The organism is Peribacillus loiseleuriae (genome assembly GCF_001183985.1).
GTDB lineage: Bacteria > Bacillota > Bacilli > Bacillales > DSM-1321 > Peribacillus > Peribacillus loiseleuriae.
The window spans coordinates 5014948-5030805 of sequence record NZ_LFZW01000001.1 but is presented as its reverse complement, the minus strand read 5'-3'; the positions used below and the strand labels follow the sequence as shown (position 1 = coordinate 5030805).

Here is a 15858-nt window from a genome sequence, read left to right as displayed (position 1 = left end):
TTTATTGTGTCATGTTCACGCCTTAAACGTAATATAGTGGATGTGGGGACTGACCTTTTCGTCATATTATTGATCTCAACTTCATTTTGACATGAATAAATGAATCGATTCGCTTCTTTTATTGTTATCAATCTAGTTTTGCTATTTTTAACCCAAAAACTATATGAACCTTTTTAAACAGGTTGGGCTTCAAATAAAGAAAGAGGGTGTCACCATTTCATAATGGGACACCCTCTTTGTAACATAAATGGTTTCGTATTAGATAACACCTTGTGCAATCATATTGTCCGCAACTTTAATAAAGCCAGCGATGTTTGATCCAATGACTAGATTTCCTGGTTCACCGAATTCTTCTGATGCTTTTAAGCTATTTTCATAAATGTTTTTCATAATCGTTTGCAGTTTTGCATCAACTTCTTCAAATGTCCAAGAAATTCGTGAACTATTCTGTGCCATTTCTAAAGAAGATACAGCTACTCCACCAGCGTTTGCAGCTTTTGCTGGAGCAAAGAGCACTTCATTATTGTGGAAGAGGTCGATTGCCTCTAATGTAGAAGGCATATTTGCTCCTTCTCCAATTGCTTTTACTCGATTTGAAATAAGGATCTCTGCATCATATTCATCCAATTCATTTTGCGTGGCACATGGTAGGGCAATATCGCAAGGTACAGTCCAGATGCCCTTGCTACCTTCAAAGTACATAGCGTGCGGATGAATGTCTGTGTATTCGCTAAGTCGTTTTCTTTCGACTTCTTTCAGTTGTTTCAAAGTAGCTAAATCAATGCCCTTTTCATCGTAAATATATCCATTCGAATCACTGCACGCAACAACTTTCGCTCCAAGCTCAACGGCTTTTTCAATTGCGTAAATCGATACATTACCTGATCCTGACACTGTCACAGTACTGCCTTCAAAGCTCAAACCTTTGCTCTGTAGCATTTCTTGTACGAAGTAAACGACACCATATCCAGTTGCTTCTGTTCTGGCAAGACTACCTCCATAGCCAATTCCTTTGCCAGTCAGTATACCAGCTTCATAACTACCGCGGATGCGTTTGTATTGCCCGAATAAGTAGCCGATTTCTCTTGCCCCTACGCCGATGTCCCCTGCTGGAACATCAATATCAGGACCGATATGGCGATAAAGCTCTGTCATGAAGCTTTGTGTAAAGCGCATCACTTCAAGATCTGATTTTCCTTTCGGATCAAAGTCAGAACCGCCTTTACCGCCACCTATTGCTTGACCTGTAAGGGAGTTTTTTAGAATTTGCTCAAAGCCTAGAAATTTAATAATGCTTGCGTTCACAGTCGGGTGAAACCTAAGTCCGCCTTTGTATGGACCGATTGCACTATTAAATTGAACGCGGAAACCACGATTCACTTGAACTTTTCCCTTATCATCAACCCATGGTACTCTAAAGGTAATCATTCGCTCAGGTTCTACAATTCTTTCAAGTATGTTATGTTCAATATATTGTGGGTATTTTGCGAATACTGTAGTAAGAGAGAGGAAGATTTCTTTAACGGCCTGATGAAATTCAGACTCATGCGGATTGCGCTGTTTAACAAGCTCATATACGTTGTTTACATATTCTTCAGCTGCTTGTAATTGACCTTGTAATGGCTCTTGAACCACCATGATGTATCACTCCTTGAATAGTTTAATTTTGATTTAATTACATTTTATCTCTTACAATTAACCTTAACAATCTGAATAATAGATAATAATCATGCCTTTTTGAGATGAAAGAATTAGATGACAAGTTGAATGCTCGAAAAAAATGCTTCACCCTGCACTTTTTCTCATCATGTTACAAAGGACTGAGAAGGACTATTTTGATCACGCTCATTGTTACAGCCTCTAAATAAGTAGCTGGTGTAAACTTAAATGAACCCTTTTGCATTTTTCCTATAATGCATGAGATGATAGAATGAAGCGTGAAAATTATTTTAAAGGATGTTACAAATGAATATAAAAATAAAAAACAACTTCATCAATAAGATGGCTAAGGGATATCCGTTAATTGAAAAAGATGCTGTGATAAACAGCCAAGATCTTCAGGAAGAGGGAAAGATCATCAGAGTAACAGATGAGAAAGGGAAATTTCTAGGTAAAGGGTATTATGGCATTCAAAACAAAGGAATTGGCTGGATTCTTACGCATAGCGAGTCGGAAGAAGTGAACCAGTCTTTTTTTGATAAAAAGCTGCAAAAGGCGATTGCGTTAAGAAAACCGTTTTTTGAAGACCCTGATACGACAGCTTTTCGTATCTTTAATGGCGAAGGAGATGGAATTGGTGGCCTAATTATTGACTATTATGATGGTCATTTTGTGTTGAGTTGGTATAGTGCGGGAATTTACTCATTTAAAGAGCTTGTGCTGAAAGCTTTGCTTAATAGTGTGGTGGTTAAATCAGTGTATCAGAAGAAACGCTTCGATACAAAGGGGCAGTATATGGATGAAGATGATTTCGTCATGGGAGAAGCGCCTGAATTTCCACTGATAGTCAAAGAAAATGCTGTGAATTTTGCTGTGTATTTAAATGATGGAGCTATGGTTGGTGTATTCCTTGATCAACGAGAAATCAGAAAAACCATTCGTGATACATATGCAAAAGGGAAAACGGTGCTGAATATGTTTTCTTATACAGGAGCTTTCTCTGTTTTTGCAGCACTGGGTGGAGCGATTAAAACAACAAGTGTTGACCTTGCCAATCGCAGCCTGCCAAAAACGAGCGAGCAATTTAGTGTGAACAGTATTGATCCCATCGAGCAGAATATTGTTGTAATGGATGTGTTCAATTATTTTAAATATGCAATCAAGAAGAACCTAACGTTTGATATGGTGATCCTCGACCCACCAAGCTTTGCTAAATCAAAGAAATTTACTTTTAGTGCAGCCAAGGATTACAAGAATCTATTAAAGGATACAATCGCAATCACAGAGGATGATGGAGTTATAGTAGCCTCTACCAACAGTAGCACTTTTGATATGAAAAAATTCAAAGGTTTCATTGATGCAGCATTTAAAGAAAGTGGTTTTAACTATAAAATAGAAAAACAATTTTCGTTACCGGATGATTTTAAAACGATTGAGGAATTCAAAGAAGGAAATTATTTAAAGGTTGTTTTCATTAGAAAGCTGAAGTGATAACTAAAATGGTGCTGTCCGATAACGAAAGGGTTAGACTCCTATATTATATCGTTTATAATACGAGTAAATGAAACAATAAACGGTGTATATAGTGTGAGGCCAGACCCTTTCAGGACAACCCCGTTTCACGTGAAACAATTTGTCACTTTAGCGAGAAAAAGCCAGACACCTCAATAATCTGATCTCTATAAAGTTATACGATTTCACTTCTAGAAATAGACCTCTTCAACCAATTTTCCCCTTCAACGAGTCGTGTGACCATCATGGCACATACTGTATTTCCCGTAGAGTTTAACAGGGTCGCTGGAGCATCAATAATCGTACTAATTACAGCGATAATCGGCAGAACGCTTGGTGGAAAGCCAAAAATGCTAAGAATCAACATTTCGCCAATCATGCCACCTCCAGGAATTGCACCCATTACTGCTCCGACTAAGAAAGAGACTGCAATAATACTTAAGATGTTTGACGGGCTTGTCACGTCTTTGCCAAACAAAGTAAATAAGAAGACGATTTTCAATACACCACCAAATACCGAGCCGTCCTTGTGCATGTTTGCACCAAGTGGGATCACCGTTTCAGCGATATCCTTTGGTACGCCCATCTTACGAGTAGATTCGAGATTCGCCGGAATACTGGCAGCACTTGAACAGGTAGCGATCGCTGTGATGGATGGTGTAAATGCATTTTTCCAGAAAATCTTAACACCTTCACTACGTCCTGCAAGATAAGCATATAAAGTGAAGAATCCGAAGTAGTACACGAGGGTTAATAAGAGATAAAGAACAAATCCTCTGGCATATCCTTCAAGAATATGTGGTCCGAGTTGACCAATCACCGCGGCAAAATAAGCGCCAAGGCCAATGGGAGCATAATACATCACCATTTTGACCATTTTCATCATAACCGCTGTTTCGCCCGTTAGAAATGCAGCGACTGGCTTGGCCACTTCACCAGCTAATGCTGTAGCAAGGCCGAAAAGAACAGAGAAAACAATTAGTTGAAGCATATTGCTTCGCGATAACAATAAAGAAAAATCGGAAACGGTAAAGGTATTTACAAGCTGCCCGAGCACGGAGATATTTTCTAATGAAGTTTCTGGTTTTTCCGCTTGCTCCATTAAACTTTTAATAGCAGAAGTATCAGTGCCCTCTAATGGATTGACAATACTTGTTCCTATAAAAGCAAGAAGAGCAGAAATAATTGCAGTCCCAAGGAAGACAATGACAATACTCCCCATAATCCTACCAAGGCGTTGCATACCGCCCATATTCGCGATGGCAGCTATGCTAAAGAATACGAGAGGGACAATCATCATGAACATGAGGTTAAGAAACAAGTCACCTAATGGTTGTATAACAGATGTCTTTGTTCCGAATACAACTCCAGCAATACCACCAATGATAATTGCGATAAGTAACGTAAGTGATGATTTATAATTGGATAAAAATTTTTTCAAAACATCTAATCCTTCTTTCATGAAAAATGATATAGATACATAGAGTTTATTATTATATGTAAAATACAGTTTTGCAGTCAATTTTTTGAAGGACTGTAGTAAGCTCTGTCCAATTTATTAATAAAAAATATCCATGAGCGTCTGCTCTCAACTTAACGATGAAAAAGGTTCAGATTCTCAGATTGTATCACCTAATGAAGGTGGCGGTGCGGAGCTGATTTTGCGAAGCCCCACCCCTTTTCCACAGAATGGGAGGGTTTTGATGGCTTATGTAACGGTTGAGCAAGGGATTGACATCTATTATGAAGAAAAAGGGACTGGAAGACCGGTAATTTTCCTGCATGGTGTATGGATGAGCAGCCGCTTTTTTGAAAAGCAGCTGTCTTATTTTGCAGAGAATTATCGCTCTATCCTTCTAGACTTTCGAAGCCATGGACGTTCTTCACATGTTCACCATGGAAATACAGTAGCGACGTATGCCAAGGATTTGCATGCATGTATTGAAAAATTGGATTTAAAGGATGTTGTGCTCGTTGGCTGGTCGATGGGTGCTTTCGTCGTATGGGATTATATAAGGCAGTTTGGGTCAGAAAATATTCATTCAACCATCATAGTAGATGAGCTAGCTTCGGATTTTAAATGGCCTGACTTTGACATTGGAGCCTTCGATATTGCGACATTAAGTGCCTTTATGACGGAAATCCAGACGAATCGTTCAGAGTTTTTGACAGGGTTCCTAACTTCTATGTTTAAAGATGAATTGAAACCAGATGAGGTAGCCTGGATGCTTGAAGAGGTAACAAAAATGCCTGAATCTATTGCGAGTGCCATTTTATTTGATCAGTCGATTGTCGATTACCGGGGTTTTTTGCCAAGTATCACCGTACCTACACTGCTTTGCTTTGGCCGAGAAGAAAAAGTTATTCCTGTTGCAGCTGGTGAACATCTGAAGGAAAATATATCAGGTTCACAACTTGAAATATTTGAAAACAGCTGTCACTGTCCATTTTTAGAAGAAACAGAAAGGTTTAACGAGGTAGTTGATCGATTTATACAAACAGAATAGCTGATACAAAGAGCATGATTATCCTATCATGCTTTTTTACGTCGAATGCATCTATTTATGAATTCTTTTACTGGAATTATCGTAATAAAGGTAGATGGTGGAAAAATGATTAAATATGAATACAAAACAAGTAAACTTGAAAGCAGAGGCTTTTTTAAAACCAATTTGGAAAATGATGTAGTATTAAATGAATTAGGTGCAGAGGGATGGAAGGCGATTTCGCCTTTTACTCAGGGAATATCTGGTACTGCTGCTGTTGTTCCCTTTACTACAGGCTTAAGTATGATTCTTTTGTTTTCTACGATCTAGCCATTTGATTTTCATGAAAATAACGATACTATAAAGGAAACTAGGTTTTGGAGAGATGTAGATGGAAATAAGGACAACGACCACTTACGAGATTATTGAGGTCTGTTTATTGGCAGGGAAGATTATGCTCAGTAGCGGTGCAGAAACGTATCGGGTTGAAGATACGATGACTCGAATTGCTGCTTCATACGGAATCCGCTCGTCTCATTCATTTGTGACACCCACGGGCATTATTTTTTCAATGGATGGAAACGATCCGACAAAGTTGATTCGGATTTCAGAACGCTCCACAGATCTGCGTAAAGTAACGAATGTAAATAGTATTTCCCGGCAAATAAGTAGCGGTGAACTAACAGCGAAAGAAGCGTTGGTAAAGTTAAAGGAAATAGAGGTTTCAAATCTTGCTTATCCGAAATGGCTTCAGATCTTTGCTGCGTTTATTGCAAGCGGCTGCTTTATGATTATGTATCAGGGGCTGTGGACGGACTTCTTGGTAGCATGCTTTGCTGGAGGTCTTGGCTTTTCAGCTCTTGTTTATCTGCACAAACTGCTAGAGATTAAATTTTTTGCTGAATTTATTGCATCTTTAATCATTGGAACCTTTGCGTTTATCGCCGTTTCCTATAACTTGGGTACATATGTAGATAAAATTATTATTGGAGCAGTTATGCCGCTTGTACCTGGTCTCCTCATTACAAATGCAGTGAGAGATTTAATTACCGGCCATCTAGTATCGGGAATTGCTAAAGGAGCGGAAGCGTTTTTGACAGCGTCAGCAATCGGGTCAGGGATTGCGGTTGCCTTAATATTTTTGTAATAGAGGTTGGTTCAAAAACTCCGGTAAAAAAACTTGCGAATTGCTTCGAGGCTCTTTTTATCCTCCTTTTTGAACACGCACTAATACTACGAGGGAGACGTAAATGATTACACAGCTTATTACGAGTTTTATTGCGTCAGCAGCATTTGGGGTTATTTTTAACGCTCCAAAGGGATCTTTAGTGAAATGCGGCTTCATTGGAATGGCGGGGTGGTTTGTCTATTATATGCTTTATTCCAGGGATGTTAGTAGCATTATGGCTACACTCGTGGCCTCATTAATTGTGGCTATTATCAGTCAGTTCTTTGCAAAGTTGTACAAAATGCCGGTTATTATATTTAGTGTGGCAGGGATTATTCCGCTTGTTCCAGGCGGGTTATCGTATGACGCCATGCGTCATTTTGTTGAAAATGATTATAACATCGCGATTCAACTTGCAGCCAAGGTTATCATGCTTTCAGGAGCTATTGCGATGGGCTTACTGTTCTCAGAAGTGATCAATCAGTTACACCAAAAATTTATCAAACGAAGGAAATTAACAGGTACTTTAGAAGGGGATTGAAATTCCTATTGTATGAATAAATAGATCCCTCTATATAGAAAACGGCTGAATTTATTTCGGTCTTTTTTTTATTCTTTAAAAGTTTTTTAAAAAACTTGCAGGGGATTTACATGATTGTACGTCTAAATAAATAGAGAGAAAAGAGGTGATACAGGTGGAGAAGGATGAACAGCTTATAAAGAGAATCGTAGCCGGAGAACAGGATCAGTATCGTGAGCTGATATCCCGTTATCAGGTTAGGGTGTTTGCAATTGCGTATAAAGTAAGTAAAAGTACCAAAGATGCTGAAGATATCACCCAGGAAGTATTTCTTCAGCTGTATCGTTCTCTTTCTCAGTTCAAAGGTGATTCCAGTCTTTCTACATGGATCTATAAGATTGCGATGAGTAAGACTCTTGATTATCGGCGCAAGCAGATTAGACAAGTAGCCTGTGAAGGGGAGGCAAATCTTTATGACATTCCTTTCGGGGCTACACCGGAAGATCTACTTCTTCAAAAAGAAGACAAAGAACTTGCACGTGCCTATATGGAAAAACTCCCAGATACATATAAGGAAGTGGTCCATCTTTATTACTTTCGGCAGCAATCTTATCGTGAAATAGCCTCTACATTAAATGTTGCGGTCAAAACCGTGGAATCTAGACTATATCGAGCCAAACTTATCATGAAAAAACAAGGGAAGGGAGAGGAACTTTGATGAAGCACATCACCGAAGAACAACTTATCGCGTATATACAGAATGAACTCTCCGGCAAAGAAATAGAAAATCTAGAAAATCATTTAATCGGTTGTAGTCAGTGTAAGGGAGAGTTCATTGTAATTGAAGAATTAACGAATGAATGGAATGAGCCATCTCTTGAGCTATCCGTTGATGTAACGCTTGATGTTATGAGCGAGATTGAGAAAACGGAAAAGCAAAAATTTGTACGGAAAAACAAACGTAGTACCTATCTCGACTTTATCCTTGCGGCAGCGGCAACAATCCTATTTTCTCAGCTGAAAATTGTTGATTATATCATTGATACCTCTGATCATGTGATAGGGATTTCGTCCGTAACAGTAGAACAAGCTAATCATTCTTTAGAAAAAGGAATGAGTTCTCTGAATAAAATTAACTTGAAAATACAGTCAAAAACTGGAGGGGAGAATAAATGAAACAGCCAAAGAAATGGATATATATCCTATCAATCTTGCCGGGACTTGGGCAATTTTATCTAGGATTGATGAATAGAGGCCTGCAATTAATGTTGTTATTTTTCGGGGGAGTGTTCATTACCGCTCAATTATTCGGTGGTCTTGCCATATTCCTGCCAGTGCTTGTTTTCTATGCGTATTATGACGCATTAAATCATTATCGCACGATTATTGAAACCGGTGAAAGAGACGACGAAATGCTATTTCACTGGGATGTTCTTCAAGGGAAGAAGAACGTAATCGGATGGATCCTGATCGTAGTCGGTCTAATAAGTTTCATGCAAATGTTCATGAACTGGCTTCCAAGCGGACTTACCCAATATATACCTTATAATTTCCTGCAACAGATTGTCTTGGCGTCAATCTTAATTGGGTTTGGGTCTAAGCTTCTTCGCGGCAGAAAAGAGGAAACACAATGAGGAATTGGAAGATTGGTTCGATTACTGCGGGCATTCTTTTAATCGTAATTGGGTTGCTGTGGCTTATGCAATCCTTCTTATCCATTCCTTTTGCAAAAGTACTAGTCTATTCATGGCCAATCATTTGTATTTTACTTGGCGTGGAAATTCTCATTCTTCACTTTTTTAGAAAAGATCAAAAACTAGGTATCCACTGGCTTAGTATTATATTACTAATACTAATTGGTGGGGCATCCTTAGTCTTCAGTTTCGGAAAAGCGGCCATGGATGAGCTGGGATTTAGCTTCCAGCCTTCTACCTATAACATGCAAGAAGAGCTTGCACTTTCTTCTACGATAGAGGAAGTGGTTATTTCGCTGCCCAGTGAAGATGTATTTATAACAGGGACTGATGAACAGAAAGTTAAGATAGAAGGAAAATTGAGTGCAAATGTAAGAAACGATAAACAGCTAAAGAATAAAGTAGACGAGCAGTTTTCGCTGAAACAAATTGGAAATAAAGTGTATCTGGATTTGATAGATTCTGAATTTGAACTAAATGATATGACTAGAATAACAGGACGCCTGCATATATCTGTGCCAAAGCAGGCGGTAGTGAAAGTAGATGTAGGCAAGGGCTCTATCGGGATTGATAATATCCATGCACCAGCAAAGCTACAAACGTCTAATGGAGATATCACTGTGAATGCCTATACCGGTACATTGTTTGCGCAGACTCATGGGGGAGACGTGATGCTGACAGATAGTTTTCTTACTGGAAGTTCAATCATTGAATCATCTAGCGGAGATATTGTCTGGAGTATTTTACAGGATCAACCAATTACACTGGATGCCTCCACAAATTATGGTGAAATCAAAGGGAATATTAACTGGAAAATTTCAGCTCCAGTAAACGAATCGGAAGAAAAAAGACAAGGAACGGCGAAGCTTGGCAGTGGAATTCATTCTATAATGCTGGCAGCAGAAAATGGGAATGTCATTGTTACGAAAAATTAAAGGTTGACTGTGAAGGGGTGAGAAACCTCTTCTTTTTTGTCCTTTCATTGGCTTATGCCCAAGAGAAATCAATGAGCTAGAAATGAAGATTCATAATATTCAATATAAATTTCCGGATCTGGGATATTGTACTTTACACCATCTTTATTCCTTGGGTCATTTTTATCAACGCTAGGGACCATATCGTTTTTGTCATGGGAACTCCCCATTCCACTTATAATCTGTCTTTTTAGATCCTGTGCGTATTGGTTCCTCCTGAAAGGCCAATTATGGGAGAAACTTTCATAGAGTATACAAGTAGAATTCATTCTATTTTGCCTGTGACAGATTATTGTCACGAAAAATTAGAGAGTAGCTGTGGAAGGGGAGTTCACCACTCTTATTTTTGTAAAGTTCAAATAGAACTCTCAATAATTTACCAGTATATGTTAGGATGATAATATAACTATTGGGGAATGTGGTGATTAATTGATGGAAAGAAGTCCTGTCATTCGAATGAATAACGTAAGAAAGAATTATAGCGGTGTAGATGTGTTGAATGGAATTGATCTTGAAGTCTATGAGGGGCAAATTATCGGGTATATTGGCCCGAATGGAGCGGGGAAGAGTACGACCGTCAAGCTTATGCTGGGGTTGATTGAAGACTATAGCGGCAGTATGGAGATCTTTGGTCGTGACATTGCAGATGGAGATATTTCATATAAAAAAAGAATTGGCTATGTTCCTGAGGTCGTAGATATATACGATAATTTGACAGCACGTGAATACCTTACATTTATTGGTGAACTGTATGGACTTGATTTCCAGACAGCGGATACTAGGGCCTTTAAGATGGCAGAATGCTTTGGGATCAAGGATGTATACGATAGTAGAATTGCTTCTTATTCAAAAGGAATGAAGCAAAAGGTGATGCTGATATCTAGTATGCTGCATAATCCAGATCTTCTCTTTTTAGATGAACCATTGAGCGGGCTCGACGCGAATAGCGTGATGGTTGTGAAAGAAATTATGTCTTTACTCGCAAGTCAGGGGAAGACGATATTCTATTCATCACATATTATGGATGTTGTTGAAAAAATCAGTGACCGTATTATTTTGATTAATAAAGGACAAATTATCGCAGATGGAACATTCTCTGAACTGCAGCACAGCAATAAGGAAGGATCATTAGAGCAGATTTTCAATCAGCTTACCGGCTTTAATGAACATAAAGATATTGCCATGGAGTTTGTTTCAAGCTTCCAAGAGGTTCACGAATGAAGGATTTTAAAATATTGTTGTTATTGGATCGGTTAAGATGGTTGTTTGCGAAGTTCGGTATTGATTATCCAATTATGAGGAAGATTCTTCAAGTGAAATTACTGATGGACAGTCGGAAGGCCCCTGCGATCATTGGGCAAAGGAATAAGAAGAAACAAAGAAATGATTCAAATCAGTTTATTCAATCACTTTGGATATACCTAATCATAGGCTGTTTTATGATCATCTTTATTGTGTTCGGTGATCATTTTCTATTCCAAATGAGTCTCTATTTCGGCGTATTAATGTTCATGGTCATGATGTCTGTTGTTTCTGACTTTTCGACAGTTTTGCTGGATACAAGAGATAAAGGAATGATTCTAACGAAGCCGGTAAACAGCCGGACACTAGGATTGGCGAAAGCGATTCACGTGACAATTTATATGTTTTATTTAACTATTGCTTTTTCCGGGCCAGCGCTAATCGTGTCCTTATTCAAGCATGGTTTTCTTTTCTTCATTCTTTTTATTATAGAGCTCATATTTGTAAATATTTTAATTGTTGTATTAACAGCTCTATTATATATGTTTGTACTTCGCTTTTTTGATGGAGAAAAGCTGAAAGACGTAATTAATTACTTTCAGATTATGTTGTCATTAGGGATGGCTATTGGCTATCAAGTTTTAGTAAGGGTGTTTGAATTTGTCGATTTGGAGATTGTGTTTAACTTGTCTTGGTGGCATTATTTGATCATTCCAATTTGGTATGGCGCTGCATTCGAATATGTAATGAATGGCATGGATCGTATGTATTTAATGCTCACACTATTCTCGATTGCTGTGCCAATTCTAGCTATTTTCTATTATCTTAAATTACTTCCAACCTTTGAACATAATCTTCAAAAATTGTCGAGTGTACAAATACCAAAAAGGAAGAGTACAAAAAGTTTATTTTCACGGGGTGGAAAATGGATTTGCCAAAGCCGTGAAGAGAGAATCTTTTATCAGTTTGCCCATAAGATGATGAAGAATGAGCGTGAATTTAAACTGAAGGTTTATCCAATCTTGGGCATGTCGATTGTCATTCCCTTTATCATTCTATTCAGCTTTCTTCGGGAAAGTAATCTGAGCGAGATTACGGCTAATAATAGTTATATCATTATTTACTTCTCAGGACTAATGATTCCGACTTTAGTCCTGATGGTCCAGCATTCATCTAACTATAAAGGCGCTTGGATTTATAAAGTGGCACCGCTTGGCGATTTGTCCGCTCTGAAAACAGGTACACTTAAGGCAGTGTTAATGAATTATGTAGTGCCAACTATGCTGTTTGAAGGTGTCCTTTTTACTATATTGTACGGGGGTAGGATTATCCCGGATCTATTTGCGGTATTACTAGCCTTTAGTTTTTTGACTGTACTTTGTTTTCAACTGTTTACTCCATCCCTCCCTTTCTCAGAACCGATGGATACGGTCCAGCAATCGCAAGGCGTTAAGACCTTTCTTAGTTTGATCCTGATTGTACTGTTAATGGGTGTGCATTATTTGGCCATCCGTTTGTGGGATTATGGCGTGTATATGTATCTTATTGTCCTATTCTTTGCGAATGCACTGATGTGGAGAAAAATCAATTGAAGGAACAGCGTGTCGTTAAAAGGTTACTCTACGAAGGAAGATCTATTTAAAATTGGGAGACCAACTCCCAGAAGTTGACGGAGAATCTCTGCAATTGTATAGATGTTTCAATTTAATTGGTTCCCGTATAAGGTAATGGCGCAAAGCTCCTATTCCTTTACACAAAAACCCGAAGCTTAATTACCGTTTCGGGTTTTTCTCTGTACTGTTAAATTGTTTACTTTATTCCTGTATGAGACAGATGAAAATGCTTTAGACCAACTACTTCCTTGATCAACAACTCTGCCAATCACCTGTATGGTTTTTAGCAAGTTATCTAACTAATAGCCAAATCCCTGTCTGGTTTATAGGTGGGGATTATTTGGCGATTGCTCTTTAACGAGAATTTCATCAAATTTCTTGCTAGTTACTTTTCTTGTAGAAAAGAGTGTTACAACAATGAGATTTGGTACGATTCCAGGGGTGGTAAGTGAGAAAAGTGGCGTCCCAAATAGAATGGCTAATTCATCTTCTGCCCCTATATTTTAGGATTATGCCTATAAATAATTAAAGCAATATTCTAATAACAGTGAATATAAATAATCATAGTTTTATATGATTAGGAAAGGGGTACAAGTATTTTAAGATGTTGTACGGAAGAAAGTTACATAATCACTACACTTAAGTAAGGCTTAAATAAAAATGGGGAGGATGGTTTGATGAAAACATTTAAGATAGTGAGTTTGTTATTCGTGGTGGCGCTAGTATTGGCTGCGTGTGGCACAAAAGAGGTTGGGAATGCTGGAGCAGGAGATGCCGAAGCCAAGAGCTATCGAGTAGGAATTGATACGACATATCCACCATTCGAATATGAAGAAAAAAATGGAGACTACACAGGCATTGATATTGATCTCATTAATGCCATTGCTGAAGATCAAAATTTCAAAGTAGATTTCAAACCGATGGATTTCGGTGGGATTATTCCTGCGATGCAGGCGGGTCAGCTTGATGTGGCAATTGCTGGAATGAGTATTACAGATGATCGGAAGAAAGTCGTAGATTTCACAGATCCATATTTCAAAGCAGGTTTGACAATGGTTGTGAAGCAAGGGGAGACAAGTATTAAGTCAATTGAGGATCTGGCAGGTAAAAAGGTAGCGGCGAAAAAGGGAACAACGGGAGCTAAATTCGCAACAGAAAAAGCCGAAGAAATAGGTTTTGAATTGGTCCAATTCAATGATAGTCCTGCGATGTTCCAAGATGTGGCGAACGGAAATTCAGATGTTTTAATTGAAGACTATCCTGTTATCGCCTATGCGATTGCCCAAAGTACTCTTGACCTAGAAATCGTCGGTGATCGTTTAAACGGGGATGAATACGGCATTGCTGTTTTGAAAGGAAAAAACGACGAATTACTAAAGAAAATGAATGAAGGCTTGGCTAACTTGAAAGATAGTGGTAAATACGATGAGATTGTTAATAAATATTTGAATGAATAATCAAGGGATATGTAGTTGGTCGGGGCACGAATGTACTCGTGCCCTTTTTTTGAAAGGGGAGTCCTTATGGATGTAGTTAGGAATGCACTGCCCTATTTAATGGACGGGCTGAAGGTTACATTATATATCTTTATCATTGCTCTTATTTTAGGTTTCATAATTGGATTAATCGTGGCATTGCTACGTTTGGCGCCGATAAAACCCTTAAACTGGATTGCTAAATCCTATATAAATGCCATTCGTGGAACACCATTCATCGTACAATTGTTCTTCATTTATTTTGGCTTAAATACAATACCATGGATTTCGATGGACAAAACAACTGCGGGGATCGTAACGGTCGCCATTAATGCCGGAGCTTACTTTGCTGAAATCATCAGGGCGGGCATTCAGTCCATTGATAGTGGTCAAGCAGAGGCAGCGAGGTCACTTGGGTTAACAAGTACACAAACGATGCGATATATCGTTCTCCCACAGGCATTTCGACGAATGCTCCCAACCTTTACAAACCAATCAATTATTAGTTTAAAGGATACATCACTGCTATCAATTATTGGCATTGCTGATTTAACCCAGCGTGGACAAATCCAGCAGGCGGCGACTTACGAATCCTTTAAAATTTGGCTAATAGTAGGAATTATCTATTTCATTATTATCTATGCATTAACCCTACTAGCCAATTTCTTAGAAAGGAGGTTTGAATTACGATGAGCATTATTCAAGTGAGACATTTAAAGAAGTCATTTGGAAATCTTGAAGTTTTAAAGGATATCAGTACGGTTATTCAAGAAACCGAAGTGGTTTGTGTGATCGGCCCGTCTGGTTCTGGGAAAAGCACGTTTTTACGATGCTTGAATCGACTTGAAGATATTACTGATGGCGAAGTCATTGTGAACGGTCATATCATTTCAAGTAGTACTGTGAATATCAATAAAGTACGTGAGGAAGTCGGCATGGTGTTTCAACAGTTTAACTTATTTCCGCATAAAACGGTGCTAGAAAATATCACACTGGCGCCGATGAAGGTTCGGCTAACAACTAAAGATGCAGCGAAAAAAAGGGCGTATGAGCTGCTAGATAAAGTAGGCTTGAGAGAAAAGGCAGATAGCTACCCAGCCCAGCTTTCTGGCGGGCAAAAGCAGCGGGTCGCGATTGCAAGGGCGCTTGCGATGGATCCAAAAATTATGCTATTTGATGAACCAACTTCAGCTTTGGATCCAGAGATGGTTGGCGATGTACTTGATGTCATGAAACAACTTGCCAAAGAAGGTATGACGATGGTTGTTGTCACACATGAGATGGGATTTGCCCGCGAAGTAGGCGATAGAGTCATGTTCATGGACGGTGGCTATGTGGTGGAAGAAAACGTTCCTGAAGAACTATTTAGTCATCCACAGCATGTACGGACGCAATCATTTTTAAGTAAAGTTTTATAGATCCATAAGGAGGGGGCGTCCCATTAGGGTCTGACCTCGCACTCTAAATCAGTATGAAGTGTTTTATACACTTATCTTATCCTGAATTTAGTTGCTG

The 15858-nt window shown here is 38.7% G+C and carries 16 protein-coding genes; 14 read left to right on the top strand and 2 right to left on the bottom strand.

Translation table 11 applies throughout. From position 1 onward, the window contains the following. Window positions 1-258 precede the first annotated feature (258 nt). Window positions 259-1638: an NADP-specific glutamate dehydrogenase gene (gdhA, locus tag AC625_RS23260; RefSeq protein WP_049683429.1), complete on the bottom strand. Its 1380-nt coding sequence runs from the start codon at window positions 1636-1638 to the stop codon at window positions 259-261. A gap of 318 nt (window positions 1639-1956) precedes the next feature. Here gdhA and AC625_RS23255 point away from each other — a divergent pair, with 318 nt between their 5' ends. After that, the gene (locus AC625_RS23255; RefSeq protein WP_049683428.1) at window positions 1957-3150 is read left to right on the top strand and encodes a class I SAM-dependent rRNA methyltransferase; all 1194 of its coding nucleotides are present in this window, start codon (window positions 1957-1959) and stop codon (window positions 3148-3150) included. Between the two features lie 196 nt (window positions 3151-3346). Here the strand turns inward: AC625_RS23255 and AC625_RS23250 are convergent, their stop codons facing one another. Continuing rightward, entirely contained in the window at window positions 3347-4612 is a 1266-nt protein-coding gene (locus AC625_RS23250) for a dicarboxylate/amino acid:cation symporter (protein ID WP_049683427.1), read from the bottom strand. A 262-nt stretch (window positions 4613-4874) separates the two neighbouring features. Here AC625_RS23250 and AC625_RS23245 point away from each other — a divergent pair, with 262 nt between their 5' ends. The 13 genes from AC625_RS23245 to AC625_RS23180 all read left to right on the top strand — a co-directional run bounded on the left by AC625_RS23245 (window position 4875) and on the right by AC625_RS23180 (window position 15761). Beyond that, window positions 4875-5678: an alpha/beta fold hydrolase gene (locus tag AC625_RS23245; RefSeq protein WP_082191218.1), complete on the top strand. Its 804-nt coding sequence runs from the start codon at window positions 4875-4877 to the stop codon at window positions 5676-5678. Between the two features lie 57 nt (window positions 5679-5735). Continuing rightward, window positions 5736-5987: a DUF4177 domain-containing protein gene (locus tag AC625_RS23240; protein ID WP_180320138.1), complete on the top strand. Its 252-nt coding sequence runs from the start codon at window positions 5736-5738 to the stop codon at window positions 5985-5987. A gap of 61 nt (window positions 5988-6048) precedes the next feature. Beyond that, complete coding sequence (locus AC625_RS23235) at window positions 6049-6804, top strand: threonine/serine exporter family protein (protein WP_049683424.1); 756 nt, start codon at window positions 6049-6051, stop codon at window positions 6802-6804. Between the two features lie 103 nt (window positions 6805-6907). Further along, window positions 6908-7366, top strand: a complete 459-nt coding sequence (locus AC625_RS23230; RefSeq protein WP_049683423.1) for a threonine/serine exporter family protein — start codon at window positions 6908-6910, stop codon at window positions 7364-7366. Between the two features lie 154 nt (window positions 7367-7520). Next, a complete protein-coding gene (locus tag AC625_RS23225; protein ID WP_049683422.1) occupies window positions 7521-8063 on the top strand; it encodes an RNA polymerase sigma factor in 543 nt (180 codons plus the stop codon). After that, a complete protein-coding gene (locus AC625_RS23220; protein ID WP_049683421.1) occupies window positions 8063-8521 on the top strand; it encodes a zf-HC2 domain-containing protein in 459 nt (152 codons plus the stop codon). Before AC625_RS23225 ends, AC625_RS23220 begins: the two co-directional genes overlap by 1 nt. After that, complete coding sequence (locus AC625_RS23215) at window positions 8518-8979, top strand: hypothetical protein (RefSeq protein WP_049683420.1); 462 nt, start codon at window positions 8518-8520, stop codon at window positions 8977-8979. Before AC625_RS23220 ends, AC625_RS23215 begins: the two co-directional genes overlap by 4 nt. Beyond that, a complete protein-coding gene (locus AC625_RS23210; protein WP_049683419.1) occupies window positions 8976-9974 on the top strand; it encodes a DUF4097 family beta strand repeat-containing protein in 999 nt (332 codons plus the stop codon). Before AC625_RS23215 ends, AC625_RS23210 begins: the two co-directional genes overlap by 4 nt. A gap of 471 nt (window positions 9975-10445) precedes the next feature. Beyond that, window positions 10446-11234, top strand: a complete 789-nt coding sequence (locus AC625_RS23200; RefSeq protein WP_049683417.1) for an ABC transporter ATP-binding protein — start codon at window positions 10446-10448, stop codon at window positions 11232-11234. After that, window positions 11231-12847 (top strand): hypothetical protein, encoded by a 1617-nt coding sequence (locus AC625_RS23195; protein ID WP_049683416.1) that lies wholly within the window; start codon window positions 11231-11233, stop codon window positions 12845-12847. Before AC625_RS23200 ends, AC625_RS23195 begins: the two co-directional genes overlap by 4 nt. Window positions 12848-13545: 698 nt before the next feature. Then, entirely contained in the window at window positions 13546-14325 is a 780-nt protein-coding gene (locus AC625_RS23190) for a transporter substrate-binding domain-containing protein (RefSeq protein ID WP_049683415.1), read from the top strand. A 66-nt stretch (window positions 14326-14391) separates the two neighbouring features. Further along, window positions 14392-15036, top strand: coding sequence for an amino acid ABC transporter permease (locus AC625_RS23185; RefSeq protein WP_049683414.1), 645 nt, complete (start codon window positions 14392-14394; stop codon window positions 15034-15036). Beyond that, window positions 15033-15761, top strand: coding sequence for an amino acid ABC transporter ATP-binding protein (locus AC625_RS23180; protein WP_049683413.1), 729 nt, complete (start codon window positions 15033-15035; stop codon window positions 15759-15761). The genes AC625_RS23185 and AC625_RS23180 overlap by 4 nt, the downstream gene beginning before the upstream one ends. The last annotated feature ends 97 nt before the right edge of the window (window positions 15762-15858 follow it).